This is a genomic window from Psychrobacter sp. AOP7-B1-25 (genome assembly GCF_052376195.1).
In the GTDB taxonomy this organism is placed as follows: Bacteria; Pseudomonadota; Gammaproteobacteria; order Pseudomonadales; family Moraxellaceae; genus Psychrobacter.
In genome coordinates this window covers 35,748-61,984 of record NZ_JBQSVK010000012.1, presented here as the reverse complement: position 1 = coordinate 61,984, position 26,237 = coordinate 35,748, and the positions used below count along the sequence as shown (strand labels likewise).

Genomic DNA, 26,237 nt, shown 5'->3' with positions numbered 1-26,237 from the left:
AGTTTGCCAGACGCTTTTTTTAAATAAATAACCATTTACATATAATGAGTTACTAATTGAACGATACATTAAGCAATTTTAGGTACTTTACCTTCATTGATAACATCTGCATCAACCATCACAGTTTTAGCATTTTCCATAGAAGGCAACTCATACATAGTTTCAAGCAGCGCATTTTCTACGATAGAACGTAGACCTCGAGCACCTGTCTTACGTTCCATTGCTTTTTTGGCAATGGCATCTAGTGCTTCTTGAGTAAAGCTAATTTCAGCACCTTCCATATCGAACAAGTACTTGTACTGTTTTACCAGTGCATTCTTTGGTTCAGTTAGAATCTGTACCAAGGCTTCTTCATCCAGCTCCTGTAAAGCTGCAAGTACAGGCAGACGACCGATTAGCTCAGGGATTAGACCAAACTTGATTAAATCTTCTGGCTCAACCTGCTGTAGCAAGTCTGAGCTACGACGGCTGTCGTCTTTTGAGCTGACATCAGCGTTAAAACCAATACCGCCTTTCTCAGTACGCTGTTGAATGACGCTATCAAGACCCGCAAATGCACCACCAACGATGATTAGGATGTTGCTGGTATCAACTTGGATGAGCTCTTGCTGTGGATGCTTGCGACCACCGTGCGGCGGAATAGCAGCAACGGTACCTTCGATTAGTTTCAGCAGCGCTTGCTGTACGCCTTCACCTGAGACATCACGTGTGATAGATGGGTTGTCGCCTTTCTTACTGATTTTATCGATTTCATCAATATAGATAATACCTTGCTCAGCTTTGGCCACATCATAATCAGAAGCCTGGAGTAGCTTTTGTACGATATTTTCAACATCTTCACCAACATAACCAGCTTCGGTCAATGTTGTGGCATCAGCCATTGCAAAAGGTACATCAAGCAGACGTGCTAAGGTTTGCGCAAGCAATGTCTTACCAGAACCAGTCGGACCAATCAGCAGGATATTACTTTTTGCCAATTCAACCATCGCATCATCAGCGCCGATCTTAGCTTTTTTGCTGTCGTGAGCTAGTGTCTGGCTGACTTTTAGACGTTTATAATGGTTATAGACAGCAACAGCCAACGCTTTTTTGGCGGCATCCTGACCGATGACATAGTCATCAAGCTTGGCACGCAACTCTTTTGGCGTTGGTAGTTTTTTATTGACCCAAGAAGTATCGACTTCGCTATCGTCATCACCGTGCTCTGCGCTATCTGCGATTAAATCAGTACATAGCTCGATACATTCATTACAGATATTGGCATCGTCAGCAGCAATCAGTTGCTGTACATCGCTTTTGGCTTTACCGCAAAACGAACACTGCGGGGTATTATCTTCTGCCATAAAAGGCGCTCCTAAAATTTAAAACTGGTTAGTTTATTTGCAGTATATCGATTGCTCTATCAGTGTCATACCCTGCAAAATAATAGATATGACATTGGTTATGAGTTGCCGTATAGCAAATAAACTATAAAAGGTCTGATGGTCTTGCTCTCAATCGAGAGGCGTCACACTAAAGCTGAGATTACAAAGATTCAGGGCGACGCTCTAATACTTCGTCAACCAAACCGTACTCTTTAGCTTCTTGTGCATCTAACCAATAATCACGCTCAACGTCTTTTTCGATTTTTTCTACTGGTTGACCAGTACGCTCAGCTAAGATGCTATTCAGACGTGCACGAGTTTTAAGGATTTCACGAGCATTAATTTCGATATCAGTTGCCTGACCTTGCGCACCACCTGAAGGCTGATGAATCATGACACGAGCATTAGCAAGTGAATAGCGCTTGCCTTTTTGGCCAGCAGCCAATAGGAATGAACCCATGCTGTAAGCACCGCCCATACAAATAGTAGATACTTCAGGCTTGATGAAGTTCATGGTGTCAAAAATAGCCAAGCCAGCACTTACTGAACCACCTGGTGAATTGATATATAAATGGATATCTTTGTCAGGGTTTTCAGCTTCTAAGAATAGTAACTGGGCGACGATAAGGTTCGCCATGTTGTCTTCGACCTGACCGGTCAAAAAGATAACGCGCTCACGTAATAGACGTGAAAAAATATCAAACGAGCGTTCACCGCGTGAGGACTGTTCAACCACCATAGGTACTAATGCAGCTTGTGTGGTTTGTACTTCTTTGTGCGCACTCATTAGCATATCGAAATGCGGGTTGGCAGTGATGCGATCATAATCTGTCATAGAAAAGTCCTATCGATAAATGTAAAAAATAAAATGGATTGAATGGTTTTGTTGTCTAGTAGTTTTTGACTAATGGGTTGTTTATAAGGGGGCTGCGCTCACTATTCAAGCCTATACAATTGGTTTGTGCATAAAATAGATGAAAAAGTGAGCATACTCTGTTTTTATATTTTTCTGTATAAGCTGAAAAATAACTTTTTAATAAAAATATTTAATAGAAATAAATATTGGCTTAAATATTCCTTTGTCAGGTAATTACTACAATTCCTTATCCCGACATAGACGCCTTGGATCTCATGCTACCTCACTTTTTAACATAGAATACCTGATTAATAGCATGACAATCTACCCATCTTGCTAGTCGATTGTATAAGTAGCCCATCGTTAACAGAAACGTTAATTCCATTTCATGATCAAACGTGCTTAGTATGCCATTAACAATGGACACGATATGTTCAAGCAATACAAACTCCAGTTATGGTATGTAGGGTAATAGCCGTGCTGAAAAACGGTGCATCTTCTCGATAAAATGCTACGATTTGGTGCATATATAGCTAACTATCGGTAAAGAATTAGCAGCAAGTTTGGGTTAGAAAATAGTAAAACCGATACTACTATTACCGTCAGTGAGCATACATAGTAAAAACTAATGCAAAATCACTGTATTAGATATATAGACTGGTTTTTTGCCCTAGTAGGTTTATACAAGTTGGCACAATGATTGTATAAATAGTAGTATTAATGATTTTTTACGTTATGTAACCTAGTTCTTATTTCGATAACGCTTAGCTTATAACGATTAAGCGTTAATGGTTACGTAAGACGCTAGATCATATTTGACGAGTATATAAGATGAGTTGGGCTTCTTCCTTAGCACTGAGTTTTGACACTGTTCGACGTACGACTACCCAAGGCGAGTCTATTGCTAAGACGCGGCTTTATCATCGTAAGCATACTGGTGCCTTGATGGTACAGCGTGCTCTGTATCCTGAGCCCAGCAGCCAGCAAGGTATTTGTCATATTCTGATGTTGTACCCACCAGCAGGTATCGCGGGTGGTGATGCGCTGACCATAGACCTGAATGTAGATAGTGATAGCCATGCTGTTATCACTACGCCAGGGGCAGGTAAGTGGTATGGTAAAGACAGCGTTAGCCAAAAATATAAGGCATCATCGATCAACAACGATACGCACCAAATCATGGAACAAGATGAGATAGCAGATTACGCTAGTCAAAACGTACAGGCCATGATGGCAACAGATACTCGCTTAGAATGGTTACCGCAAGAGAGTATCATCTATAACGAAGCCAATATGCATGCGGTCAGTCGCTTTGATTTAAAAAAATCTTCTAGCCTGCTGACATGGGAAGTTAGTGTGTTTGGACGGCAAGCATATGATGAGCAGTTTTTAAAAGGGAATTACCATACTGGCTTGAGTATCTACCGAGAAGATAAGGTTGTCGTTGCTGAACGTGTGGCACAGTCGGCACAAAATCGATGGTTTACCTCAAATTTAGGATTAGCGAATCAGCATATTTATGGATCGTTTTGGGCCGTGCCAAGCTTGAGTGATGTTCAAGAAAACCTTGCGCTGTCGGCATCGCAAACCACACAATCAACCGAAACGGCCCAAGCAACTATCAAGCAGTCATTGACTCGCTATCTAGATAATACGATAGCAGCATTACGTCAAAGCATTGCACAGGACAAACTGCCTGTCTATTGCACTCATAATGGCCAAGCGATTAATATTCGTTACATTGGCTCAGATGTACGCGGCTGTTTTGAGGCTTTTTATCAACTGAGAGAAGTCTTGCGCGATCATTGGTGGCAGCTTCAGCCTTGTCGTCCTCGTATTTGGGATACTTAAGACAGTGCTAGCTAATAGTATTTGCCAATAGCTGCGTTGCGATTACGCTTCGAACGTTTTTGGTCGATATCTAACGCTTTAGAAACTTCTAATCTGCTATAAGCATAATTAGTCTGCTATAAATATAGTGATAAATACAATAAGGAATTGTCATGCATTTGACTCCAACTGAGAAAGACAAACTCATGCTATTTACGGCTGGAATGGTTGCTGAGCGCCGTAAAAATCGTGGTGTTAAGCTCAATTATCCTGAAGCCGTTGCTTATATTAGTATGCTGCTTATGGAAGGGGCACGGGATGGCAAAAGAGTGGCTGAGTTGATGAGTGAAGGTGCCACGTATTTGTCTGCTGATGATGTGATGGAAGGTGTGGCAGAGATGGTAGATGAGGTGCAAATCGAGGCGACTTTTCCTGATGGTACTAAACTGGTCACGGTACATAATCCCATCGTGTAACGCTGTATACCATTGTTATAGCACCGAAATGCTCACTATAAAATAAGGCGGCTCTCATGCAAGTAGGCGAATATCATATCCAAGATGGCGATATTATCTTAAACCAAGGGCGAAAAATACAGACCATTAGTGTCAGCAATACTGGCGATCGACCTATCCAAATCGGCTCGCACTATCACTTCTACGAAGTCAATGATGCTTTAAGCTTTGAGAGGGAGAAAACTCGAGGCTTTCGTCTAAATATTATTTCTGGAACAGCGGTACGTTTTGAGCCTGGGCAATCTCGAGAAGTAGAGTTGGTTGCTTATGCCGGCAAGCAAGATGTATACGGTTTTGCTGGACGCGTTATGGGTACAGCCCACCCAGACAACGTATCAGAAAGTACTACTGATAAGAAAACGACAGCTACTTCGCAAAAGCGAATCAGTCGACATATTTACGCTGAGCATTTTGGTCCTACAACAGGCGATAAAGTCCGCCTCGCCGATACCGAGCTTTGGTTGCAGGTTGAGGCAGATTTGACCAGTCACAAAGATGCTACTGTTGACCAAAAAGAAATGTCACAAAGCGGTGAAAATAGCAGTAAACCCACTGAGATAAAAGGTGAGGAAGTTAAATTCGGTGGTGGTAAAGTTATTCGTGATGGTATGGGGCAAGGACAACTGCTAGGCGATGAAGTTGCTGATACAGTGATTACCAATGCATTGGTCGTTGACTATACCGGTATTTATAAAGCCGATATCGGTATCAAAGACGGTCGCATTAGTGCTATTGGCAAATCTGGCAATCCTGATATTCAGCCTGCTATCGATATTCCTATCGGCGGCGCTACTGAAATTATTTCTGGTGAAGGTAAAATCTTAACAGCAGGTGGTGTTGATAGTCATATTCACTTTATCGCGCCCCAGCAGTGCGAGACCGCGCTTATGTCAGGTGTGACTACGATGCTAGGTGGTGGTACAGGACCAGCTCAAGGCACACTTGCTACCACCTGTACGCCAGGGGCTTATCATATTGGTTCAATGCTAAAGTCGACCGACAGCATTCCTATGAATATTGGGTTGCTAGGTAAAGGTAACGTGAGCGTGCCAGAGCCGATTGCTGAGCAAATCGAAGCAGGCGCAGTAGGATTAAAGCTGCATGAAGACTGGGGCACGACGCCGCAAGCCATTGATAATTGTTTGAGCGTCGCTGAAGATTATGATGTGCAAGTCGCTATTCATACTGATACCTTAAACGAAAGTGGCTATCTAGAGAGTACGCTAGGCGCTTTTAAAAACCGTTGTATTCATACTTTTCATACTGAAGGTGCAGGCGGTGGTCATGCGCCTGATATCCTAAAGGCTATTGGTGAGTCGCATGTGTTGCCATCTTCAACCAATCCAACCAGGCCATACACCGTCAATACCATTGATGAGCATCTCGATATGCTGATGGTTTGTCATCATCTGAGTCCTGCCATCGCAGAAGATGTGGCGTTTGCTGAAAGCCGTATCCGCCAAGAAACCATTGCGGCAGAAGACATACTGCACGACTTGGGAGCGATATCAATGATGAGTAGTGACTCACAAGCGATGGGGCGAGTGGGTGAAGTTGTTATTCGTACGTGGCAAACGGCGCACAAAATGAAAGTCCAACGCGGGCATCTAGCGCCAGATGCAATGGCCGACAAAGAGCATCAAGAGCAGTGCATTACATTGACGGACTATGACCAAAGCGCGGACAACGATAATTTCCGCATCAAACGCTATATCGCAAAATACACCATAAATCCTGCCATTACCCATGGTATTAGCGACATGGTTGGCTCAATTGAAGTAGGTAAGTGGGCGGATATGGTGCTATGGTCGCCGAAGTTTTTTGGGGTAAAGCCTGAATGTATCATCAAAGGCGGACTTATCGCTGCAGTACCAATGGGCGATATCAATGCCTCTATACCGACACCTCAGCCTGTGCATTATCGTCCAATGTTTGCCACGTATCCAAAATCGGTTGCCCAAACCAGCATTACCTTTATGTCGCAAGCTGCCATAGACAAAAAAGTTGATAAGCAGCTTGGATTGACCAAAGTCATCCAGCCAGTACACGGTATTCGTAAAATTCGTAAAAGCGATATGCGTTTCAACAGCTATTGCCCAGATATGGATATCAATCCTGAGACCTATGAAGTACGCGCTGATGGTAAGACGCTTACCTGTGAGCCAGCTGATGTACTACCCATGGCGCAGCGTTACTTTTTATTCTAATGCTTATTTTAATGTTTAGATACGCATACACACAGGCAATATTAAAGAGCGCGCCTTAAACCATATAGCTAGTTTGTGTGGCACGAATTTCTTTCTAGTACTTTTATCATCAATACTATTAAACGATAGTTTGAGCAACAGTAAGCAGAGCACTTTATCTATGAAAATATTTAATACCCGTTTAAGTACACTGAGCGACACTCAAAAAATACAAATAGCAGAACAGTACAAATCCGATAACTATCTACTGTTAGATTTCGATACACGTCAGCATTCTCGCTTTAGAGCCATTACGGTTTCAGGGGAGGCGGTTGGGATTGACCTTCCTCGTACAGGCGTATTAAAAGGCAGTGATGTTCTTATCAACGCATCAGGAGAGTTGATGCAGGTCATCGCTAAACCACAAGCCGTAACAAAGGTAACCGCTGCTGATGATTTTCTATTAATGAAAGGCGCTTATCATTTGGGTAATCGTCATGTGCCGTTGATGTTTGAGCACAGTTTGGATCAAGGGGATGCAGGCTATGCGCTATATTTTGAAAACGATCATGTACTGGCACAAATGCTAGAAAACCTTGGTCTACATACTGAGTCTGCATCAGTGCCATTTGAGCCTGAAACGGGTGCTTATCAAACTGGCCAAGGGCATTCGCATGGCCACTCTCATTCCCACAGTCATAGCCATGATGACAGCCATGGCCATAGCCACGATGCCGCACCTACAGGTAGTCTAAACGATGACTGAAATCAGTGTCCAGCCTGAACAGTCTAGACAGCTAGGACAGTTACTGATGCTGGCCTCCAGCAATTTACCTATTGGTAGCTATACCTATTCACAAGGTGTAGAGTCAGCGATTGAGTCAGGCATTGTCTTTGATGAAGCCAGTACTCTTATCTTCATGCAGGACTATCTAGCGCTAGCAGTTATTGGCTACGAGCTGCCTGTGTTAGGACTCATAATGTGTGCGCTTAACCAAGGAAATGAAGCGCTAGCAGCGAATCTAGCACATGATTATCATGCTGGCTTAGAAAGCAAAGAGTTTGTATTGGAATCTCAGCAGTTAGCACAAGCGATGGTCTCTTGGCTCAACGAAGTATTAAGTCTTGGTATACCCACGGAAGTGCTTGAAGATGGGTTTTTGCCACTTTTCGCACATATTGCTCAACATTGGCAACTGCCACTTGCACAGTCTATGACCACCTATGGATTTGCTCAAGTAGAGAATATGGTACTCGCCGCTGTGAAGACAGTACCGCTAGGGCAGATGGCAGGTCAGCGTATTCTATGGCAATTACAAAGCGATTTGGGCGCTCAAGTAGATACTCTGAGTGTCGATGTACGACAGGCTTTTGAGAGTGTCATTATTTCACAAAATACACTCGCTGATATGGCTATAAGCGCTACGCAGCATAACGAGCAGCTGTGCCAAGACCTCTATGATAGGCTCAATATCTCTAATAACTTACCCAACTTGGCTATCCTTTCGAGTATGCATGAGGAGCAATACAGTCGGTTGTTCCGTTCATAGCCATACCTTCTTATTTATTTATACTGATTGATATATAAACTGTTTTAGGAAATCAATATGTCTCTAACCCCGCTCAAACCAAAAAACGCTCACGCTGCATCAGAATTACAGACTGATAGCGACAGTCAAAACCAGTCTTCTTTGTCGTGCTTACGCCTTGGTATTGGTGGACCAGTCGGTAGTGGTAAAACTGCTCTGACCCTACAGCTGTGCCAAAACCTGCGTGATACGGTCAATATGGCAGTTGTGACCAATGATATTTATACCAAAGAAGATTCGCAGTTTTTGACTCGCAATAATGCCATGCCAGCTGAACGTATTCGCGGTGTAGAGACGGGCGGTTGCCCGCATACTGCCATTCGTGAAGATGCCTCTATCAATCTAACAACCATCGCTGAGCTACAAGCAACCTTTGAAGGCTTGGAGATGATCATTATCGAGTCAGGTGGTGATAACCTAGCGGCGACGTTTAGCCCAGAGCTGTCTGATTTGACCTTATATGTCATCGATGTTTCTGCAGGCGATAAAATCCCTCGTAAGGGTGGCCCTGGGATTACCAAATCTGACTTGTTAATTATTAATAAAACGGATCTTGCACCGATGGTGGGTGCTTCGCTTGAGGTGATGGAACGTGATGCGAAAAAAATGCGTGGCGACAAGCCTTTTGTTTTTAGCAATATGAAAACAGGTGATGGACTAGCAGAGATCATCGCCTTTATCAAAGAACATGGCATGCTTGCTTAGAGAGTAGGTGAACTTTTACCATCAGAATATAAATAACAAGGAAAAACCACATGACACAGTGTACAAAAGCTCCTCATACCAAAGGCTCTCATTTCTCACCAATATTCTCAACTCGTAACATCGTGTCTGGATCAACGGTAATGATGACATCACTGATGCTGCCGTCATTAGCACAGGCGCATTCAGGTCATATTCACACCGCCGCATCGCATGCACCTTCGTTTCTAGGAACATTACAAGCTGGACTGATTCATCCAGTAACTGGACTTGATCATTTGTTTTTGGCAGTTGGTATGGGCATATTGTTTTATGGTCTACAAAAGCAGCGTCTAGGGATGATGTCATTGACAGCAGGATTGTCGCTAGGTGCGGTATTGGGTACGGCTGGTGTGCTGATTGGTGGTATTGGCTTTGCTGCATCATCTGGGCTGATTGAAGTGGCAATATCACTGTCGGTAGTGGTGTTGGCTATGGTACTGATGAGTCAAAAAAGTAGACAAGAAGCATTTTCAGCGCAGACTCATACAGCAAGCACGCCAAGCATTCAGCAATTATCATTGTTTGGTTTCGGTGGTTTGGCAGTGTTTCATGGCATGGCGCATGCGATGGAAGTACCAGCAAATGTCGGTGTGAGCGGTCAGCTAGGATTCTATGCAGGGATGTTGGTCACAATGCTAGCGCTATATGCAGTTGGTACGCTGGTTGGTCAGCAGCTACAGCAGCGTTTAGGTGGTAACTTATGGATACAGCGCGGTCTAGTGCTGCTAGGATTGAGCGCCGTATTTGCACCTGTGTTGGTTTAAGTATTCTTGACGCTACAAACGAAGTGTTTGTATATTCGATAGTTAAGGCCAATTTTAGCTATCGAAACTCATAAAAAATGCGCCCCCGATTAAAAGGTCGGGGGCGCATTTTAGTTTTGATAACCGGCTACAGCATATCTAAAAAGACAGCCTGTCGTATCAATTACATTGCTTGCTGCTGTTGTTGCTGAGCGGCTAGCAAGTCTTGGTAGCTAACTTCTTTGTCAGTTACTTTACCTTGCTCGATCAAGTAATCTACTACTTGGTCTTCTAGTACAACCGACTCGATGTTAGCGCGCTGCTGTTGATCGTTGGTGTAGTACTCGATAACTTCAGCTGGATCTTCGTAGTTTTCAGCAGCTTCTTTGATGAAAGTTTCTACACGCGCTTGATCTACTTCTAAGCCTTTAGTATCGATAACACGGGCAACGATGATACCAAGACGGGCAGCACGTAGCGCTTGCTCTTCAAATAGCTCATTTGGCAGCATGTCTTTATCGAAGCTATCAGCATTGGCGCCGAACTGCTGAGAAAAACGTTGCATCATCATGTTGCGTTGACGCTCGATTTCTTGCTCTAGCATCGCGTTTGGTACGTCAAACTCATTCTTTTCTAGCAATGCATCAAAAGTTGCTTGCTTAACTTGGCTACGCGCAGCGTTTTTGATTTCGCGTTCCATGTTTTTGCGTACGTCTTCTTTCAACTTCTCAACGCCGCCTTCTTTTACGCCGAATAGCTCTAGGAACTCTTCATTGATTTCAGGTAGCTTAGATCTTTCAACCAATTTCACATTGATTTTGAACTGAGCTTCTTTACCAGCCAAGTTCTCAGCTTGGTAGTCTTCTGGGAAAGTCACGTCGATGATTTTTTCTTCGCCAGCTTTCATGCCTTTGATACCAGCTTCAAAACCTGGGATCATCTGGTTGCTACCGATGACCAGTTTGAAGTCTTCGCTAGAGCCGCCTTCGAATTTTTCGCCGTCGATTGAACCTTCAAAGTCAAAAGTTACTTGGTTGTCTTTCGCAGCCATGCCCTTTTTCTCAACGAATTCTTCACGTTGCTTTTGTAGGTTTTCGATCATAGTGTCAACGTCTTCTTCACTAACTTGTGCAGTGTGACGCTCAACTTCAATCTCATCGATACCTTGTACGTCTACTTCTGGGAAGATTTCAACAGTGGCTTGGTATACCAAGAAATCGTCTTCAAGTTTTACGTCGTCGATGTTAGGCATGCCAACAGCGCGGATGTCTTCAGATTTGATCGCTTCAAAAACCGTATCACGGATCACATCGTTGATAACTTCTTGTTGAATGCCAGCACCGTACTGAGAGCGGATGTGTGACATAGGGACGTTACCTTTACGGAAACCGTCAATTTTGGCAGTTTTCGCAACTTGGCGAATACGACCTTCAACTTTGTTTTGAATTTTTTCAACGGGTACTTTAACCGTTAGCTGGGTTTCTTTATTAGATAGCTTGTTGGTTGTGACTTGTAAATCTGTAGCCATGTTAATTACACCTTTAGGATTAAGTAGTACGTTTGATTAATGAAATAGTACTTAGGGTTAAATGGTAATAGACAGACCGCGCCTCAAATTACGGGCATGTACGACGGGCTGCCGTTGAACTAAATAGGGGATAGCGCACAACGTCAAATTCAGTGTCAGTAGCAATTGCCGCTGATACCGAAAGGTGAACTTATTGAGGTTGTCCATGCCATCAAATATCGATAATAAACCGTTAATCCAGCGCATAATAACGCTTTTTGGTGCATTATACAGCCAAATAACGGATTTCAACAAAATTTTAAAAGTAGAACAGTATAATCTATCTGTTTATTAAAGTAAAAATTATCTCTTTGATGGCATGTTTCCTTATGTTGCTTGCCTTTATATGGTTTAACTTTATATAAAAGATCAGCCATATCTATAGTCAATAAATCAGCCAACGAATGAGAAACAGCGATAAGTTTTTAAGCGCATTATGAGCATCAAGCGCACTTTTGGATAGTTATAAATAGAGCAGCTATAAAGCACTTATAAAGGTAGCTGTGTTAATAACTGCTGGATTGCCTGACCACGATGACTGATGCTGTTTTTATCAGCAGCGCTTAGACTAGCCGCACTGGCTTGCAAATCAGGCAACCAAAACAATGGATCATAGCCAAAACCGCCGTCACCATGTAGCGAATCCAAGATTTCGCCATGCCATAATCCTTGAGCGATGATTGGTAATGGATCATCAGCATGACGCACCATTGCCAGTACGCAAACAAACAACCCTTTAACAGGAGTATCTGGCTTCGCTGCACGTATAGGCTGCAAGTCAGCGATGAGCTTGGCGTTATTTTTACTATCGTTACCGTGCTCACCAGCATAGCGAGCAGAGTAGATACCTGGCGCATTACCTAGTACAGGCACGCACAGTCCTGAATCATCAGCAATTGCAGGCAATCCGCTGATACGGCTCGCATGACGGGCTTTGATAATGGCATTTTCTACAAAGCTTAGACCATCTTCGATGGCGTCTTCGATATCGAGCTGACCTTGCGGGACGATCGTCACGTCCAAGTTCGCTTCAGCAAATAGCCGTTTAAACTCAGCCAACTTGCCTTTATTGTTACTGGCAAGTACCCATTGATTAGCGGTTGTCGGGTGGGTAGCAGTTAACGAGGTATCAGTGGTGCTCATAGAGTTATTCCATAATATAAAGATGATGAAGAGCGATTATTCGAGTAGGTTTTATTTATCTTCTTTAAGGCTAATCGATAAATTATTTGTCGTTTTAAGTGGTTATACTAATAATGATAACGCATGATTTTGAAGTGCGTGCAATTACAGCTTAATAAATAACCAATCGCTATGCAGGTTGTACGGACTATAACATTTGGTAACTGATATTATTGGTTGCTATTGCTATAATAGGCGACAAGCTACAGTGAATTATATCTTATGGCTTGTGAATATTAAGTTAATAAAAGTCTATAAAGTCAAACGCTTGGCTTTTAGGCAAAGAATAATAGCAATAAGTAACCGATAGGTTGATTTTGGATTCATAACGATACGTGATATTGTATTGAGCAGTACCGTGTATCAAGCGATAAAGTTCATTTTAAACAATAAACTCAGCCAATTTAGTCCGCTATTTTATAGTGTTTTTTGCGGTGTAAAAATAGCGTAAAATTCAGTTTCTATAAGCAAGTTTTTATAAACTAACGGCTAAACAGCAAGGATAAAATAATTATGTCAAACATTACTTTACCAGACCTACCATATGCAAAAGACGCACTAGAGCCACATATCAGTGCCGAAACGCTAGAGTATCACCATGACAAGCATCACAATGCATATGTTACGAAGCTCAACGACTTGCTACCAGGTTCTGGTCTAGAAGATAAAACATTGCCAGAAATCATCGTAGCGACTGCTAAAGATGACAGCAAGCAAGGTATGTTCAACCAAGCAGCTCAAGTATGGAACCACACGTTCTACTGGAACTGCATGACGCCAACAAACGGCGGCGGCGAACCTACTGGCGATCTAAAAGCAAAAATCGAAGAAGATTTTGGTAGCTACGACAAGTTCCGTGAAGAGTTCAAAAACGCAGCATTGACTCAGTTTGGTTCAGGCTGGGCATGGCTAGTCGCTGATAAAGTCGGTGGCAAATTGTCAATCGCCAAAACTGCTAACGCTGACACTCCACTTGCACATGACCAAGTAGCAGTATTGACTTGTGATGTATGGGAACACGCGTACTATGTAGATTACCGTAACCGTCGTCCTGACTATGTTGATACGTTCCTAGACAAGCTAGTGAACTGGGACTACGCAAACGCAAAATATAAAGGTCAAGACGCTGGCGTTGAAGAGTAATCTTTAACGACTAGATGTTTGATTGAAAAAAAGGACACCTCAGGGTGTCCTTTTTTTTGCTTATGAGTTTTTCTATTTTGATTCCTAATTAAATTGCATGTATTGAGCAAGGTAGCGCTCGCTATCAAGCCACACCACCGTTAGCGCCGATATTTTGCCCAGTGATCCAAGCCGCTTCTTCACTAACTAAAAATGCTACCACACGAGCGATATCAACTGGTTCGCCGATACGGTTGAACGCTGACATGCTGGCGAGCTTTTCGAAGGTTTCGTCCGATTTTCCTTGATTGAATAGCTCGGTATCTGTTGGACCAGGTGACACAGCGTTGACCGTAATTCCTCGCTCACCAATCTCTTTGGCAAAGACTCGGGTCAGCTGCTCGACCGCGCCTTTAGTCGCGCAATAAATACCATAAGTGGGCAGCATCATACGAGTGGTGGTGCTAGATAGGTTGACGATACGGCCGCCGTCATTAAGCCTGGTTGCTGCCTCACGAAGTGTATTAAATGTGCCTTTTGCATTAACGGCAAAGGTACGGTCAAAGTCTTCGTCGGTGGTTTCTGCAATGGGCTTATTATCCATTATACCGGCGCTATTCACTAAGATATCAGGCTTACCAAACACATTGATAGTGGCATCAAACAGCGCAGCGACTTGCTGAGAGTCACTGACATCTGCTTGCACAGCGATGGCTTCACTACCTGCTTCTTTAATCTGATTTACAATATCATTGGCTGCTGCGTCATCGTTTGCATAGTTAATGACGGTTTTAGCCCCCGATTCTGCTAGTAGCATGGCTATCTGTGCGCCGATACCTTTTGATGAACCAGTTACAATCGCGACTTTATTTTTCAGTGTTGTCATCGATGCTTTCTCCAATAGTATAAGTGAATGTCAGTACGCTTATATGACGCTTTGACTGATGTCTTTTGATTCATAGGATTATAAGTTACCAGTGTGCAAAACGAATAAGTAGAGCGATTCTGTATGCTTGTTTTGGATAAATTTATCTATTGTTTCTATGAGGATGTAAAGCACAGAGTTTAAGAGGTTGGCGTGGAAAATTAGTCTCTAGCTATTAAGAGTTTGGATGAGGAAAAGGATATGGTGAGGTATTATTTTTTTGTTTGTATACCGTTTAAAACGGAGGGATTTCTGTTTCGAGCATAGTAACTGGGCTTACTTTATTTTCAATTAGTGACGTCAAACCTTTTGTTTTAACAACTAACTCTTTCAATATATCTACTGATAACTCAACTCTAATATTTTCTTTGTCATAACCTGCTCGATGTACACAATGGTGTCTAATTGCAACAGCTTTAAATAGCCAGCCAATATCGCCAAACTCGCAATTTAAAACATCCCTATACATTGGTTTTACTTTTTTAAGATCATGGAATATTAAATTTTCTAAGTAAGTAGCAACGGTAAGCTTTAATTTTTCTTGTTCTTCAAAAATCTCTTTAAGAGTAAATTTTGTTTTTGAAAAGCTAGGATCAGTTTCAATAAGTTTTCTAGTTAACTCTTCAGAGTTGGTTACCTTTTGTATAAAAGTAGAGGATAAATAGGCCTCTACCGCAGCAACTACATGACCATACAGCATAACTAATAAGCTAAAATAAGCTTCTTCATCAATATCAGCTTCAAGAATTTTCTCAACACTTTTTATATGATTCTGAAAAATATCAATTTGAGTTTCGTTTTGAATCAACTATGCCAATTCATCTTCATCTGACTCTGAAAAATAGGGCATGCCATAATTTACATCAGTACCCCCATAATTCACAGAACAATCTGCTCTGTCAAATGTGTTCACCACATACACTTCATGTTGTGTGTTACATGATTTGCAACAAATCTGGTCAAAATTTTCTACGCCACTATCTTTATTTTTTTCCGCTGCAAAATTAGGCATCGGAACATCAATGGTTTCTTCTATTTGCTCACCACATTCACATAAGAATGATATATCCATTAGCATCATCTGATAAATATTCCTCTAATAACAGTTTGATTCACGTATTTACGCGACCTTAAATGATAAGTTGTGTTCTAATAAATTCAGTCTACAACACCTCAAACCCAAACTTACTCAATGCCTCACGCAGCATCGTGATATTATAATAAGCATGCGCATTGACGGTGTTTTGAAAGAAGATATACAACGTATCAAAGTGCTGACGCTGATTGGCAATCGCTTGTGCCCAGCCCTGCATCTCCGCCTCACTATAGCGATAATCATGACGATCAGCTGCGCTCATGGCATGCCACCAGTTTAGATTATTACCATGCATACGTAGATAGCCCGTGCGCTCAGTAAATACCAATCGTGACGGTGGTAGTCCGCCAACCTTTGGATAATCGACGCTACACCAGATAAGTCCTTGCTGCACAAAGCTATCGACCACTTGCGGCGTATGCCAGCCGTTATGACGAAACTCAATAGCGAGTGGATAGTCTTGAAACCAACTGACAAGATTGGCTAAATAGAGACGATGCTCACGAGTACGATCAAAGCCGTGTGGGAACTGAAGTAATAAAGGTGCTAAAGCATTTGCTTCGATAAGTGGGGATAAGGCGTTGAGAAATGCCTGTGCATGCTCGGCAGTGCCTTTACGCGCATGAGTAAAGTCTTGATGCAGTTTGACGGCAAATTTTAACTCGCTGTCAGCTTGTACATAAGCTTTATCAAGCATACCAGCAAAAGCTTTTTGTCCGATGGGCGCATAGAATGTGCTATTTATTTCTACTGCGTCATATTGCTTGGCATATTCACGTAAGAAGTCGGTCTTTTTGGTGCCAGTAGGGTACAGCGTACCGAGCAAGTCGGTATCGCTATAACCACCTGTGCCAAGATAAATGCGCGGGGTAGGGGAACTGTCCATGTTGACCACTCATTGCCGTTTTGGATAATAAAATTTACCACGATATCTTTTATTGTTGCTTATTCGACAAGCTATTTTTTACGTGACCAAAGCCATTCAATCAGTGCTAGTAGCGCGTCATTGTCTGTGCCAATGCTTTTTTTGTCGCTGCCAAGCTCACAACTGATTGCTGCGCGCCCGTCATTAAGTAGCGATTGCGCATAGCTGGTGGCATTATCGACACCCATCAGTTTTACATAAGTTGATTTGTCTAGTTTTTCATCGCTACCCGCAGGTTTACCAAGGGTATCAGTCGTCATTGTGACGTCTAGCACATCGTCCTGCACTTGAAAGGCTAGACCGATATGTTGCGCGCACTCTTGTAGTGCCATACGCTGCGGGGCAGTTGCACCAGCACAGACACCTCCCATGAGTATCGCTGCCTCAACCAATGCGCCTGTTTTATCGCGATGAATGGCTTCTAGATCATCCTGCGTGATACTGGCACTGGCTTCGGCATTGAGGTCTAGCATTTGACCAGACACCATGCGTCTGGCGCGCGGCGCAAATATTGCTAATAGCTGACTTGCGATATCTGCATCGAATGGTGCAAAGGTTGGCATTTCTGCGGTTAATACTTCAAAGGCTAGTGTCTGCAATACATCTCCTGCCAGTAGAGCCGTCGCTTCATCGAAGACAATATGAGCAGTCGGCTGCCCACGGCGCAGCTCATCATCATCCATACATGGCAAGTCATCATGTACCAACGAATAAGTATGCAGCAGCTCTACAGCCAGTGCGGCACGGCGCGACATATCGTAGTCTGAGTCGTTTTCTAATAGTGCGTCCAGATCACCATCGAGAGTATCGATGTCATTATTATGTTCGTCTGTACGTTTATTATTGCTGCTATTGACACTGGCAAAAGCGCTAGCAACCATCAGTGGACGTACCAATTTACCTTGTCCAGTCATCACGTAACGGCAAGCATCTACCAGTGGGCTAGGGAGCTTGGCATAAGCAAACAAAACTTCGATATCTTGTGCCAGTTGCTCACGCACAGCACCATGAAATTGCTCAGTGCTTTGAAAAGAGACAAAGTCAGAAAGCATAAAGCCAGTAAAGGTAGTACTAGAAGTAAGGGAAACAGTCATAATCCAACCATTTATCAGGGATACAGTAAAACTTATTAGGGATAAGGTAAAAACGCTATTAGTGTAGCATGATAGGTCATATCGCTTATGTGACAGAGGGTATCAATCGGTATTTTTTTGCACTTTTCTGCCAAAGTTTATTCAAAAATAAATCAGTCTTAGCTGCAATATAACGACAAGATTTCGTTACGGATGAATGATGTCACTCTTTGGTTGAATATGTTCTGATAAAAGAGCAAGCTAGACTGGTGTGTGAATCTCATTACAGTAGTTAATTAGCATTAATTAAGTGGTAATTATTAATTAATGCTAATTAACTGTCACTCCAAAGACGGCATGCATTAGGTCAACAACACGAAATAAATCTAAAATGACAATTCAGTATACATTTGTTCACTAAAACACTTTTAGCGCAAGGTAAATGCCTGCAAGTGATTTAAGAGTGACTTGTGAGTATGGTATTAGCTTGTGACAGTTAGGGGCATAATCCCCTACACTAATTGACGTGAAAATGGTCTGATGATGGCCCTACTGAGTTTCTTCTCAGAATGCTCAATCGTCGATACTGAATGTTAGACCAAGTCTCAGTCAGTATTCTGAACATCAGTACCTACAACAGCAGTATATAAATGAAGCGCCATATGATGTCATGCAAGAGACGCAAAATACGTGCATCATTATGAGTGCTGGATAATAAAGACATATTCACTGGTGAGCTGGTTATATGTTTGTCTTTATAACATGATAAGCGCACAGTGCTATTACCCATTTTACTAACAGTAACTGGCTATTTATTTTAATTCAAAACGTAGCTTTCGTTATATAGAAAGGAGTTTCAAATGGTATACCAAGGAAATCGCATCACGGTGACAATGCTAGAGGATGGCATCGCCAATATGCAGTACAACGCCGAAAATGAGAGCGTGAATAAATTTGATGCCGAAACCAACAAACAGTTTGGTGAAGCAGTTAGTGCCTTAGAAAAAGCCGACGACGTAAAAGGTCTTATCGTAACCTCAGCCAAAGGCGTGTTTATCGCTGGTGCTGACATCACAGAGTTCGTCGGTTCTTTCAAAAAATCAGAAAGCGAGATTAAAGATTGGGTCGTTCATGTTAATGACGCGTTCAATCGTTTTGAAGATTTGCCATTCCCGAAAGTTGCTGCCATTAATGGCGCGGCGATGGGCGGCGGTTGTGAAATGACTTTGGTTTGTGAATACCGTGTCATGAGTGACAAAGCAATCATCGGTCTGCCAGAAACTCAGCTAGGTATTTTCCCAGGTTTTGGTGGTACCGTTCGTAGTACGCGTATCATCGGTATCGATAACGCGCTTGAGCTGATCGCTACTGGTAGCCCAAAGAAAGCATTGCCAGCATTGAAGCTAGGCTTGGTTGATGCGACTGTACCTGCTGACGATTTGCAAGATGCAGCAATTGACCTGGTCAAAAAATGTATCTCAGGTGAGCTTGATTGGAAAGCAAAACGCGAAGAGAAGCTGGCTCCAGTTAAGCTAAACCAGCTTGAGCAAGCCATGGCGTTCAACAGTGCCAAAGGTGCTATTTTTGCTAAAGCCAATCCTAAGCAATACCCAGCGCCAGCATTAGCAATCGGCGCCATCGAAAAACACGTTAACTTACCACGTGATAAAGCGATCGAAGTAGAAGCTGCTGGTTTTGCTAAAGCGGCTAAGACGCCACAAGCAGAAAGTTTGGTTGGTCTATTCTTGAATGATCAATTGGTTAAAAAGCTAGCGAAGCAACACAGCAAACAAGCACATGAAATCAATGAGGCAGCCGTACTAGGTGCTGGTATCATGGGCGGCGGTATTGCTTATCAAGCAGCCAGCAAAGGCTTGCCAATCATCATGAAAGATATCAAGTCTGAGCAATTAGACCTTGGTATGGGCGAAGCCAGCAAATTGCTTGGTAAAATGGTTGAACGTAAGAAAATGACCCCAGCGAAAATGGGTGAAACGTTGAGCCGTATCCGTCCTACTTTGAACTACGGTGATTTTGCTGAGACTGATATCGTTATCGAAGCGGTCGTAGAAAACCCAAACGTGAAACGTGCGGTACTAAAAGAAGTAGAAGGTCTAGTAAAAGACGATTGTATCCTAGCGTCAAACACCTCGACTATCTCTATTACCTATCTAGCAGAAGCACTTGAGCGTCCAGAAAACTTCGTTGGTATGCATTTCTTTAACCCAGTACATCGTATGCCATTGGTAGAGGTTATCCGCGGTGAGAAATCATCTGAAGAAGCGGTTGCGACTACTGTTGCGCTAGCTTCTAAAATGGGTAAAGTGCCAGTTGTAGTCAATGACTGCCCAGGTTTCTTGGTCAACCGTGTATTGTTCCCGTACTTCGGTGCGTTTGACTTGCTAGTTAAGCAAGGCGCTGACTTTGCTCATGTCGATAAAGTCATGGAAAAATTCGGCTGGCCAATGGGTCCTGCTTATCTAATCGACGTGGTCGGTCTAGATACAGGTGTACACGGCGCAGAAGTCATGGCGGACGGTTTCCCTGACCGCATGAAGCCTGACTACAAAGGTGCTATCCAGCATCTATATGATAACGAGCGTCTAGGTCAGAAAAACGGTATCGGTTTCTATAAATACGAAACAGATAAGCGCGGAAAGCCAAAGAAAGTTGCTGACGAAGCCACTTACGAGTTGCTAAAAGCCACGACTGATAGTGAAAAGCAAGAGTTTGACGATCAAGCAATCATCGATCGCACTATGATTGCCTTCTGTAACGAGACTGTTCGCTGCTTAGAAGATAACATCGTAAGCACACCTGCTGAGGCCGATATGGCAATGATTATGGGTGTAGGTTTCCCTCCATTCCGCGGTGGCCCTTGCCGTTATGTCGATCAAATGGGTCTAGATAACTACTTGGCATTATGTGAAAAGTACGCACATCTTGGCAAAGCTTATGAAGCGCCGCAAAAGATTCGCGACATGGCAGCTGCAGGCGAGACTTTTTACGCAACAGCGTAATAGTCAGTCATTACTAGGATGAAGTGCCGTACGTTTGCTATTTTGCATGAAAGCAATTGAGGCATGAATCGTCTCCATTAGTAAACGTACGATTATAGTTGGTTCGGTTTAGGGCTAGTACAAGGAAATCAAGCGCAAATGTACCTATTGTACTTTGAGCAAGATTAATGAAGTAATAGTTGTAAGTTGGGCTGACTACACTGACAATAAAAATTGAAAAGGAAGATAGTATGACAACTTTAAGTCCAAAAGATGTGGTCATCGTAGATGGCGTACGCTCGGCAATGGGCAAGACTAAAAACGGTATGTTCCGTCATGTACGTGCTGACAGCATGTCAGCTGAACTAGTACGTGCGCTAGTAGAACGTAATGACTTTGACACCAATGATATCGAAGATATTATCTGGGGCTGTGTAAACCAGACGCTAGAGCAAGGCTTGAACATCGGTCGTAACATCGGTCTACTAGCTGGTATCCCAAAAACTGCTGGTGGCCAAACGGTTAACCGTCTATGCGGTTCTTCTATGCAGGCGCTACATACTGCTGCTGCTCAAATTATGACCAACCAAGGTGATATCTTCATCATCGGTGGTGTTGAGCATATGGGCCACGTAGGCATGATGCACGGTGTTGATTTGAACCCTGCTGCTTCTAAACATTATGCAAAAGCGTCAAACATGATGGGCTTGACTGCTGAGATGCTAGGTCGTATGAACAACATCACGCGCGAAGAGCAAGACGCGTTTGGTCTTGAGTCACATCGCCGTGCATGGGCTGCAACCACTGAAGGTCGTTTTGACAATGAAATCATCGGTATCGAAGGTCATGATGCTGCTGGTCGTCTGCAACTATGTACGGTTGATGAAGTGATTCGTCCAGACGCAACAATGGAGCAAATGCAAAAGCTACGTCCAGCGTTTGATCCAAAAGGTGGTACAGTAACAGCGGCAACCTCATCTGCATTGTCTGACGGTGCATCTGCGATGCTAGTAATGAGCGCACAAAAAGCTAAAGACCTAGGTCTAAAGCCACGCGCTCGTATCCGTAGTATGGCTGTTGCTGGCTGTGATGCCGCTATCATGGGCTATGGTCCTGTACCTGCTACCCAAAAAGCGCTGAAACGTGCTGGCATGAGTCTTGATGATATGCAGACCATCGAGCTGAACGAAGCATTTGCTGCTCAAGGCTTATCAGTACTAAAAGGTCTGAACTTGACTGACAAGCAAGACATCGTCAACATCAACGGCGGTGCCATTGCTCTAGGTCATCCATTAGGGTGTTCTGGCGCTCGTATCACCGTAACATTGCTAAACGCAATGGAGCAGTCAGATACTGAAATCGGTCTAGCGACGATGTGTATTGGTCTTGGCCAAGGTATCGCTACTGTGATTGAGCGTGTTTAACATTGAGTATTTAATATAGTCTCATTTGTATGAGTAAGACTATTTGAACATTCAATAAGTAGTTACCTGCTAATAAAAAACCTCTAGTCATAACGGCTGGAGGTTTTTTTTATAGGTTAAATTAATGTTTAGCCAGTTAGTAAATCATGGAGTCTAAAACCAAAGTATTACAGCGATTAAAAATTATCTCCATTGACGCATTCATGAAACTATGACTAAATAAGAGAAAGATGAACCATGGCAATGTTTATGATAATTCTAAAATAGCTTTTAGTTGAAACTGTCAGTCGTACAAGGAGTGTACTATGTCTACTATGATTAATGATCGCACCTATCGAATCGCTCGTGAGAATACTCAAGCAATGATTGTTGATGTGCAAGAGCGCTTAACGCCGCATATCTATGATCATGAAAATATCATCAAAAAAACCGTTACTCTTATTAAAGGGTTACAGGCGCTCAATGTCCCCATCATGCTCAATGAGCAATATAAAAAAGGCTTGGGCGATACCTTGCCAGAGCTACGCGAAGTACTCGAAGAAGATAATGCCAAGAGCTTTGAAAAGGTGACGTTTAGTGCCTGCGATAACAATGATTCATGGCACCATTTGGCCCAGCAAAACCGAAGCACTGTGCTACTTTTTGGTGCTGAGGCTCATGTCTGTATTATGCAGACAGCACTAGATTTATTGGATAATGGTATGCAGCCTGTCATTATTGGTGACGCGGTAGGCTCTCGTTTTCCTTATGATAAAAAGCAAGCAATTCGCCGTATTCGCCGTGCGGGTGGGGTCATCAGCACTGTCGAATCAATCTTATTTGAGCTGTGCCGCAGCAGTGAAGATCCTGCATTTAAAACTATTATCAATTTGATTAAGTAGGTGGTTAAGCTTTAGTTGCTTAAAGATTTGGATAAATAGGGATTCAAGTCGATCATTCATTTATCTACTTATAAAAGATAGTGCTTGGTAAAATAAGCGCTATTTTTTTGATTATGGCAACCATCTACTAACGCTCGTAGAATATCAAGCTGACTATAATACCTTTAGCAATAAAACGTAAAAGCATCAGAGTTATAAGTATCAATGACCAATAACTAGAGAAGTCCAGAGAAAAATCATGCCACAAGCCAGCTCTATATCATTAACTGACCCAAAATCTACTTCAAATATCGATATCGACGATGTCACTCATTTCTTATTGGAACTAGATGCGCTCAAAAGGGTGAACCGTCGCAGCTATGTGACGCAAACCACTCGCAAAGAAAACTCTGCTGAACATTCTTGGCATTTGGCGATGGCCTGTTGGTCGATTGCTGAATTATTTGCGTTGAACGTCAACCATGAAAACTTGCTGAAGATGGCGCTGGTCCATGATTTGGGTGAGATTGATGCTGGCGATACTTTTTTGTATGCTGATACGCGCAACGATGCACATATTGAAGAGCGTGCTTGCATTGCCAGATTACAACGTGAGCGAGGCAATGGCATTAATGATTTAAGCGAAGTTTGGGAAGCACAAGAAACAGGAAGTAGCAAAGAGAGCCAGTTGCTCAGAGTCGTTGATCGCTTATTGCCGTTTTTACTTAATCTAAATACCAACGGCACAACATGGATTGAGCTTGGCGTCACGCGCTCGCAGGTGGAGGGTGCTCATGCATTTATTAAAGACAGCTTTCCTCCTATCCATGATTGGCTCTCACGTAATATTAAATATGCCACTCAGCAGGGCTGGCTGATTGACGCATAAATCTACATAGATAACCGATATAAAAAAGTCAGTTAAGCATAATGAGGTACGCTTAACTGAGCTAATATTTTGAGTGTTTTTATATAAGTATGTTATTGAGCGTTCGCCATTCCTAGCAATTGACCCATTTGCACGATGCCGTTGGCTTGCATACTCTCTAGCCAGTCGGCCTTTGCTGCTTTTGGTAACACTACGATAGCCGTTGAGCCCAAATAGAAGCGTCCAAGCTCTTCGCCTGCCGCAAACTGCATGTCATGATCGGACTCGAATATGTCGTCAGTACGGGCAATCTTGCCAGTGGCGACAGTTTCAATACCAGCAACGATCATAGCGCCAACCATTACAACAGCTGCTTTGCCATACTTGGTATCAAACATACAGACCAGACGCTCATTACGCGCAAACAAATCTGGCACATTAGCCGCCGTAGTATTGTTGACCGAAAACAGGGTGCCAGGGACATAGCGAGTCTTGGTCAATGTGCCAGTAAATGGCATATGCACACGGTGATAATTACTAGGTGCTAAGTAGATGGTCGCAAAACTACCATCAGCAAAATAACTGCCATCTTCACTATCAGCAAGCAATTGGCCGATATCATAGTGACGACCTTTTGCTTGCAGTAGTTTATGATCTTCGATTTGTCCTAGCTGAGAGATAATACCATCTGCAGGACTCACGATACCGTTTGCAGTAGCGTCGATGGCACGAGCGTCTTCTCTAAGCTCGCGGGTAAAAAAATCGTTGAAGCTTTCATAAGCGTTCAGGCTTTGGCGCTCGTACTCGTCTAAGCTGATGTTATAAGCTTTGGCAAAGCTACGAATAAAAGTGCGTTTGACATAAGGGTGGCGACTGGCGGCCAAACGTCCAGCGACTTTACTGAGCTTTTGCTGCGGCACAAGCTGTTGTAAGGTGGTAAATACATTCATAATAAGGCTACCAAAATAAGGTGTAATATAATAAATAATAGTCAAGTTAATGACGGTATTTTATCATGGACAGCATATTATTGTATGGCCATAATCGTTAAGGAATCAGTAAATGAAAGCACTCATACAACGGGTGAAGCGCGCTAGTGTGGTCGTTGACCAACAGTGTATTGGTGAGATTGAGCATGGGGTATTGGCGTATATCGGCTTGGGTCACGAAGATGATTTTGCTGCTGCACAGCGTATGATCGATAAAGTACTGACCTATCGTATTTTTGAAAACGATGACGATCCTGCCAAATTTGGTAAACTGGATAAAAACGTTCAGCAGGTTGGTGGTGGGCTGTTATTAGTCTCGCAATTTACCTTGATGGCAAAAACAGACAAAGGACGTCGACCAGACTTTGGTGGTGCGATGGCACCTGCTGCTGCGCAAGCGTTATTTGAACAACTGGTCGATTATGCCAAAACCAAGCATTCGAACGTAGCAACTGGTCAGTTTGGTGCGGATATGCAAGTGTCGAGCGTCAATGATGGGCCGCTTAATTTTTTGTTAGAAATCTGATTTTAGAGTGTCATCAAGCTGTCATAATTAATCCGTTTAATAGATAGAGACTGGTGAGTATATATCGCCTTTTTACATGCTAGATTTTGTCCGCTAACACCGAGAATGTCCTATGTATAATGAGCAAATTTTGATTGTTGAAGATGAGCCTGCGATTCGTGAAATGGTTGTCATGACGCTAGAGATGGCTGGATTTGATAGCTTGCAAGCAGCTGACGTGTCAGAGGCGCATCAGCAAGTAGTCGATCATAGACCGTCGTTAATACTGTTAGATTGGATGTTACCTGGTGACAAGAGCGGTGTGGATTTTTGTCGCATGCTCAAAAACGACGAGCTACTCTCTGAAATACCCGTCATTATGTTAACGGCAAAAAGCGAAGAAGACAGTAAGGTACATGGTCTTGATGCAGGCGCAGATGATTATATGACCAAGCCTTTTTCGACGCGTGAACTGATTTCTAGAATCAAGGCTGTACTACGTCGTAGTAGCGCGATGAGTAGCGACAAACCTATCGAAATTGGTCAACTAAGTCTAGATACCAAAAGCCAACGTGTGACAGCTGCAGGTAAAATCGTTGATGTTGGACCTACAGAGTATCGCCTATTGGCATTTTTCATGAGCCACCCTGAGCGCGCCTATACACGAACGCAGCTACTCGATCAGGTATGGGGTGGCAATGTATATATCGAAGATCGAACCATCGATGTGCATATCAAACGTCTACGTAAGTTACTGCGGCCTTATGAGTGTGATACATTGATACAAACGGTACGTGGAACAGGCTATCGATTTTCTAGCCTGATTGAGCCGAGTTAATCTTGTACAAATAACGCCGCAGCAATATTGAGGCAGC

At 43.0% G+C, this 26,237-nt stretch carries 25 protein-coding genes; 14 read left to right on the top strand and 11 right to left on the bottom strand.

Annotated features, from left to right (window positions below; all coding sequences use genetic code 11):
* Nucleotides 1-68: 68 nt before the first annotated feature.
* Complete coding sequence (gene clpX / locus ACT3QR_RS10265) at nucleotides 69-1,343, bottom strand: ATP-dependent protease ATP-binding subunit ClpX (RefSeq protein WP_444521252.1); 1,275 nt, start codon at nucleotides 1,341-1,343, stop codon at nucleotides 69-71.
* A gap of 181 nt (nucleotides 1,344-1,524) precedes the next feature.
* Nucleotides 1,525-2,151 carry an ATP-dependent Clp endopeptidase proteolytic subunit ClpP gene (gene clpP / locus ACT3QR_RS10260; protein WP_197411852.1) on the bottom strand — a complete coding sequence of 209 codons (627 nt, stop codon included), beginning with the start codon at nucleotides 2,149-2,151 and terminating at the stop codon, nucleotides 1,525-1,527.
* 900 nt (nucleotides 2,152-3,051) lie between these two features.
* Here clpP and ACT3QR_RS10255 point away from each other — a divergent pair.
* The 7 genes from ACT3QR_RS10255 (at nucleotide 3,052) to ACT3QR_RS10225 (ending at nucleotide 9,848) form a co-directional block, all read left to right on the top strand.
* Complete coding sequence (locus tag ACT3QR_RS10255; protein ID WP_444521251.1) at nucleotides 3,052-4,071, top strand: urease accessory protein UreD; 1,020 nt, start codon at nucleotides 3,052-3,054, stop codon at nucleotides 4,069-4,071.
* A gap of 152 nt (nucleotides 4,072-4,223) precedes the next feature.
* Nucleotides 4,224-4,526: an urease subunit gamma gene (gene ureA, locus ACT3QR_RS10250; protein ID WP_444521250.1), complete on the top strand. Its 303-nt coding sequence runs from the start codon at nucleotides 4,224-4,226 to the stop codon at nucleotides 4,524-4,526.
* Nucleotides 4,527-4,582: 56 nt separating this feature from the next.
* Nucleotides 4,583-6,772: an urease subunit alpha gene (gene ureC / locus ACT3QR_RS10245; protein ID WP_444521249.1), complete on the top strand. Its 2,190-nt coding sequence runs from the start codon at nucleotides 4,583-4,585 to the stop codon at nucleotides 6,770-6,772.
* Between the two features lie 160 nt (nucleotides 6,773-6,932).
* Nucleotides 6,933-7,517 (top strand): urease accessory protein UreE, encoded by a 585-nt coding sequence (ureE, locus tag ACT3QR_RS10240; protein ID WP_444521248.1) that lies wholly within the window; start codon nucleotides 6,933-6,935, stop codon nucleotides 7,515-7,517.
* The gene (locus ACT3QR_RS10235) at nucleotides 7,510-8,301 is read left to right on the top strand and encodes an urease accessory protein UreF (protein WP_444521247.1); all 792 of its coding nucleotides are present in this window, start codon (nucleotides 7,510-7,512) and stop codon (nucleotides 8,299-8,301) included. The genes ureE and ACT3QR_RS10235 overlap by 8 nt, the downstream gene beginning before the upstream one ends.
* Before the next feature lie 57 nt (nucleotides 8,302-8,358).
* Nucleotides 8,359-9,045, top strand: a complete 687-nt coding sequence (gene ureG, locus ACT3QR_RS10230; RefSeq protein ID WP_444521246.1) for an urease accessory protein UreG — start codon at nucleotides 8,359-8,361, stop codon at nucleotides 9,043-9,045.
* 50 nt (nucleotides 9,046-9,095) lie between these two features.
* Nucleotides 9,096-9,848 carry a HupE/UreJ family protein gene (locus tag ACT3QR_RS10225; RefSeq protein WP_444521245.1) on the top strand — a complete coding sequence of 251 codons (753 nt, stop codon included), beginning with the start codon at nucleotides 9,096-9,098 and terminating at the stop codon, nucleotides 9,846-9,848.
* A 163-nt stretch (nucleotides 9,849-10,011) separates the two neighbouring features.
* On the opposite strand, the gene tig is transcribed toward ACT3QR_RS10225, so the two are convergent.
* The 3 genes from tig to rdgB form a co-directional block, all read right to left on the bottom strand.
* The gene (tig, locus tag ACT3QR_RS10220) at nucleotides 10,012-11,355 is read right to left on the bottom strand and encodes a trigger factor (protein WP_444521244.1); all 1,344 of its coding nucleotides are present in this window, start codon (nucleotides 11,353-11,355) and stop codon (nucleotides 10,012-10,014) included.
* Nucleotides 11,356-11,412: 57 nt separating this feature from the next.
* Entirely contained in the window at nucleotides 11,413-11,601 is a 189-nt protein-coding gene (locus ACT3QR_RS10215) for a hypothetical protein (RefSeq protein ID WP_444521243.1), read from the bottom strand.
* Nucleotides 11,602-11,883: 282 nt separating this feature from the next.
* On the bottom strand, nucleotides 11,884-12,537 hold the full coding sequence (gene rdgB / locus ACT3QR_RS10210) for an RdgB/HAM1 family non-canonical purine NTP pyrophosphatase (RefSeq protein WP_444521242.1): 654 nt from the start codon (nucleotides 12,535-12,537) through the stop codon (nucleotides 11,884-11,886).
* Nucleotides 12,538-13,089: 552 nt separating this feature from the next.
* Here rdgB and ACT3QR_RS10205 point away from each other — a divergent pair.
* On the top strand, nucleotides 13,090-13,719 hold the full coding sequence (locus tag ACT3QR_RS10205) for a superoxide dismutase (protein WP_179799490.1): 630 nt from the start codon (nucleotides 13,090-13,092) through the stop codon (nucleotides 13,717-13,719).
* A gap of 124 nt (nucleotides 13,720-13,843) precedes the next feature.
* On the opposite strand, the gene ACT3QR_RS10200 is transcribed toward ACT3QR_RS10205, so the two are convergent.
* The 5 genes from ACT3QR_RS10200 to ACT3QR_RS10180 all read right to left on the bottom strand — a co-directional run bounded on the left by ACT3QR_RS10200 (nucleotide 13,844) and on the right by ACT3QR_RS10180 (nucleotide 17,738).
* The gene (locus ACT3QR_RS10200; protein ID WP_444521241.1) at nucleotides 13,844-14,584 is read right to left on the bottom strand and encodes an SDR family oxidoreductase; all 741 of its coding nucleotides are present in this window, start codon (nucleotides 14,582-14,584) and stop codon (nucleotides 13,844-13,846) included.
* Nucleotides 14,585-14,858: 274 nt separating this feature from the next.
* Complete coding sequence (locus tag ACT3QR_RS10195; protein ID WP_444521240.1) at nucleotides 14,859-15,431, bottom strand: hypothetical protein; 573 nt, start codon at nucleotides 15,429-15,431, stop codon at nucleotides 14,859-14,861.
* Nucleotides 15,432-15,704: a hypothetical protein gene (locus ACT3QR_RS10190; protein ID WP_444521239.1), complete on the bottom strand. Its 273-nt coding sequence runs from the start codon at nucleotides 15,702-15,704 to the stop codon at nucleotides 15,432-15,434.
* A gap of 82 nt (nucleotides 15,705-15,786) precedes the next feature.
* Nucleotides 15,787-16,605, bottom strand: a complete 819-nt coding sequence (locus ACT3QR_RS10185; protein WP_444521238.1) for a DUF72 domain-containing protein — start codon at nucleotides 16,603-16,605, stop codon at nucleotides 15,787-15,789.
* A gap of 71 nt (nucleotides 16,606-16,676) precedes the next feature.
* Nucleotides 16,677-17,738, bottom strand: a complete 1,062-nt coding sequence (locus tag ACT3QR_RS10180) for a polyprenyl synthetase family protein (RefSeq protein ID WP_444521237.1) — start codon at nucleotides 17,736-17,738, stop codon at nucleotides 16,677-16,679.
* A gap of 839 nt (nucleotides 17,739-18,577) precedes the next feature.
* On the opposite strand from ACT3QR_RS10180, the gene fadB reads away from it, so the two are divergent.
* From fadB to ACT3QR_RS10160, 4 genes are all read left to right on the top strand, one after another.
* Nucleotides 18,578-20,737: a fatty acid oxidation complex subunit alpha FadB gene (gene fadB, locus ACT3QR_RS10175; protein ID WP_444521236.1), complete on the top strand. Its 2,160-nt coding sequence runs from the start codon at nucleotides 18,578-18,580 to the stop codon at nucleotides 20,735-20,737.
* Nucleotides 20,738-20,967: 230 nt separating this feature from the next.
* Nucleotides 20,968-22,140 carry an acetyl-CoA C-acyltransferase FadA gene (gene fadA / locus ACT3QR_RS10170; RefSeq protein WP_444521235.1) on the top strand — a complete coding sequence of 391 codons (1,173 nt, stop codon included), beginning with the start codon at nucleotides 20,968-20,970 and terminating at the stop codon, nucleotides 22,138-22,140.
* Nucleotides 22,141-22,445: 305 nt separating this feature from the next.
* Nucleotides 22,446-23,021, top strand: coding sequence for an isochorismatase family protein (locus ACT3QR_RS10165; RefSeq protein WP_444521234.1), 576 nt, complete (start codon nucleotides 22,446-22,448; stop codon nucleotides 23,019-23,021).
* Between the two features lie 238 nt (nucleotides 23,022-23,259).
* Nucleotides 23,260-23,889 (top strand): HD domain-containing protein, encoded by a 630-nt coding sequence (locus ACT3QR_RS10160; RefSeq protein WP_444521233.1) that lies wholly within the window; start codon nucleotides 23,260-23,262, stop codon nucleotides 23,887-23,889.
* 92 nt (nucleotides 23,890-23,981) lie between these two features.
* Here the strand turns inward: ACT3QR_RS10160 and asd are convergent, their stop codons facing one another.
* The gene (asd, locus tag ACT3QR_RS10155) at nucleotides 23,982-24,818 is read right to left on the bottom strand and encodes an archaetidylserine decarboxylase (protein ID WP_444521232.1); all 837 of its coding nucleotides are present in this window, start codon (nucleotides 24,816-24,818) and stop codon (nucleotides 23,982-23,984) included.
* 112 nt (nucleotides 24,819-24,930) lie between these two features.
* On the opposite strand from asd, the gene dtd reads away from it, so the two are divergent.
* Both dtd and phoB read left to right on the top strand, forming a co-directional pair.
* Nucleotides 24,931-25,383: a D-aminoacyl-tRNA deacylase gene (dtd, locus tag ACT3QR_RS10150; protein ID WP_444521231.1), complete on the top strand. Its 453-nt coding sequence runs from the start codon at nucleotides 24,931-24,933 to the stop codon at nucleotides 25,381-25,383.
* Nucleotides 25,384-25,495: 112 nt separating this feature from the next.
* Nucleotides 25,496-26,200 (top strand): phosphate regulon transcriptional regulator PhoB, encoded by a 705-nt coding sequence (phoB, locus tag ACT3QR_RS10145; RefSeq protein WP_444521230.1) that lies wholly within the window; start codon nucleotides 25,496-25,498, stop codon nucleotides 26,198-26,200.
* The last annotated feature ends 37 nt before the right edge of the window (nucleotides 26,201-26,237 follow it).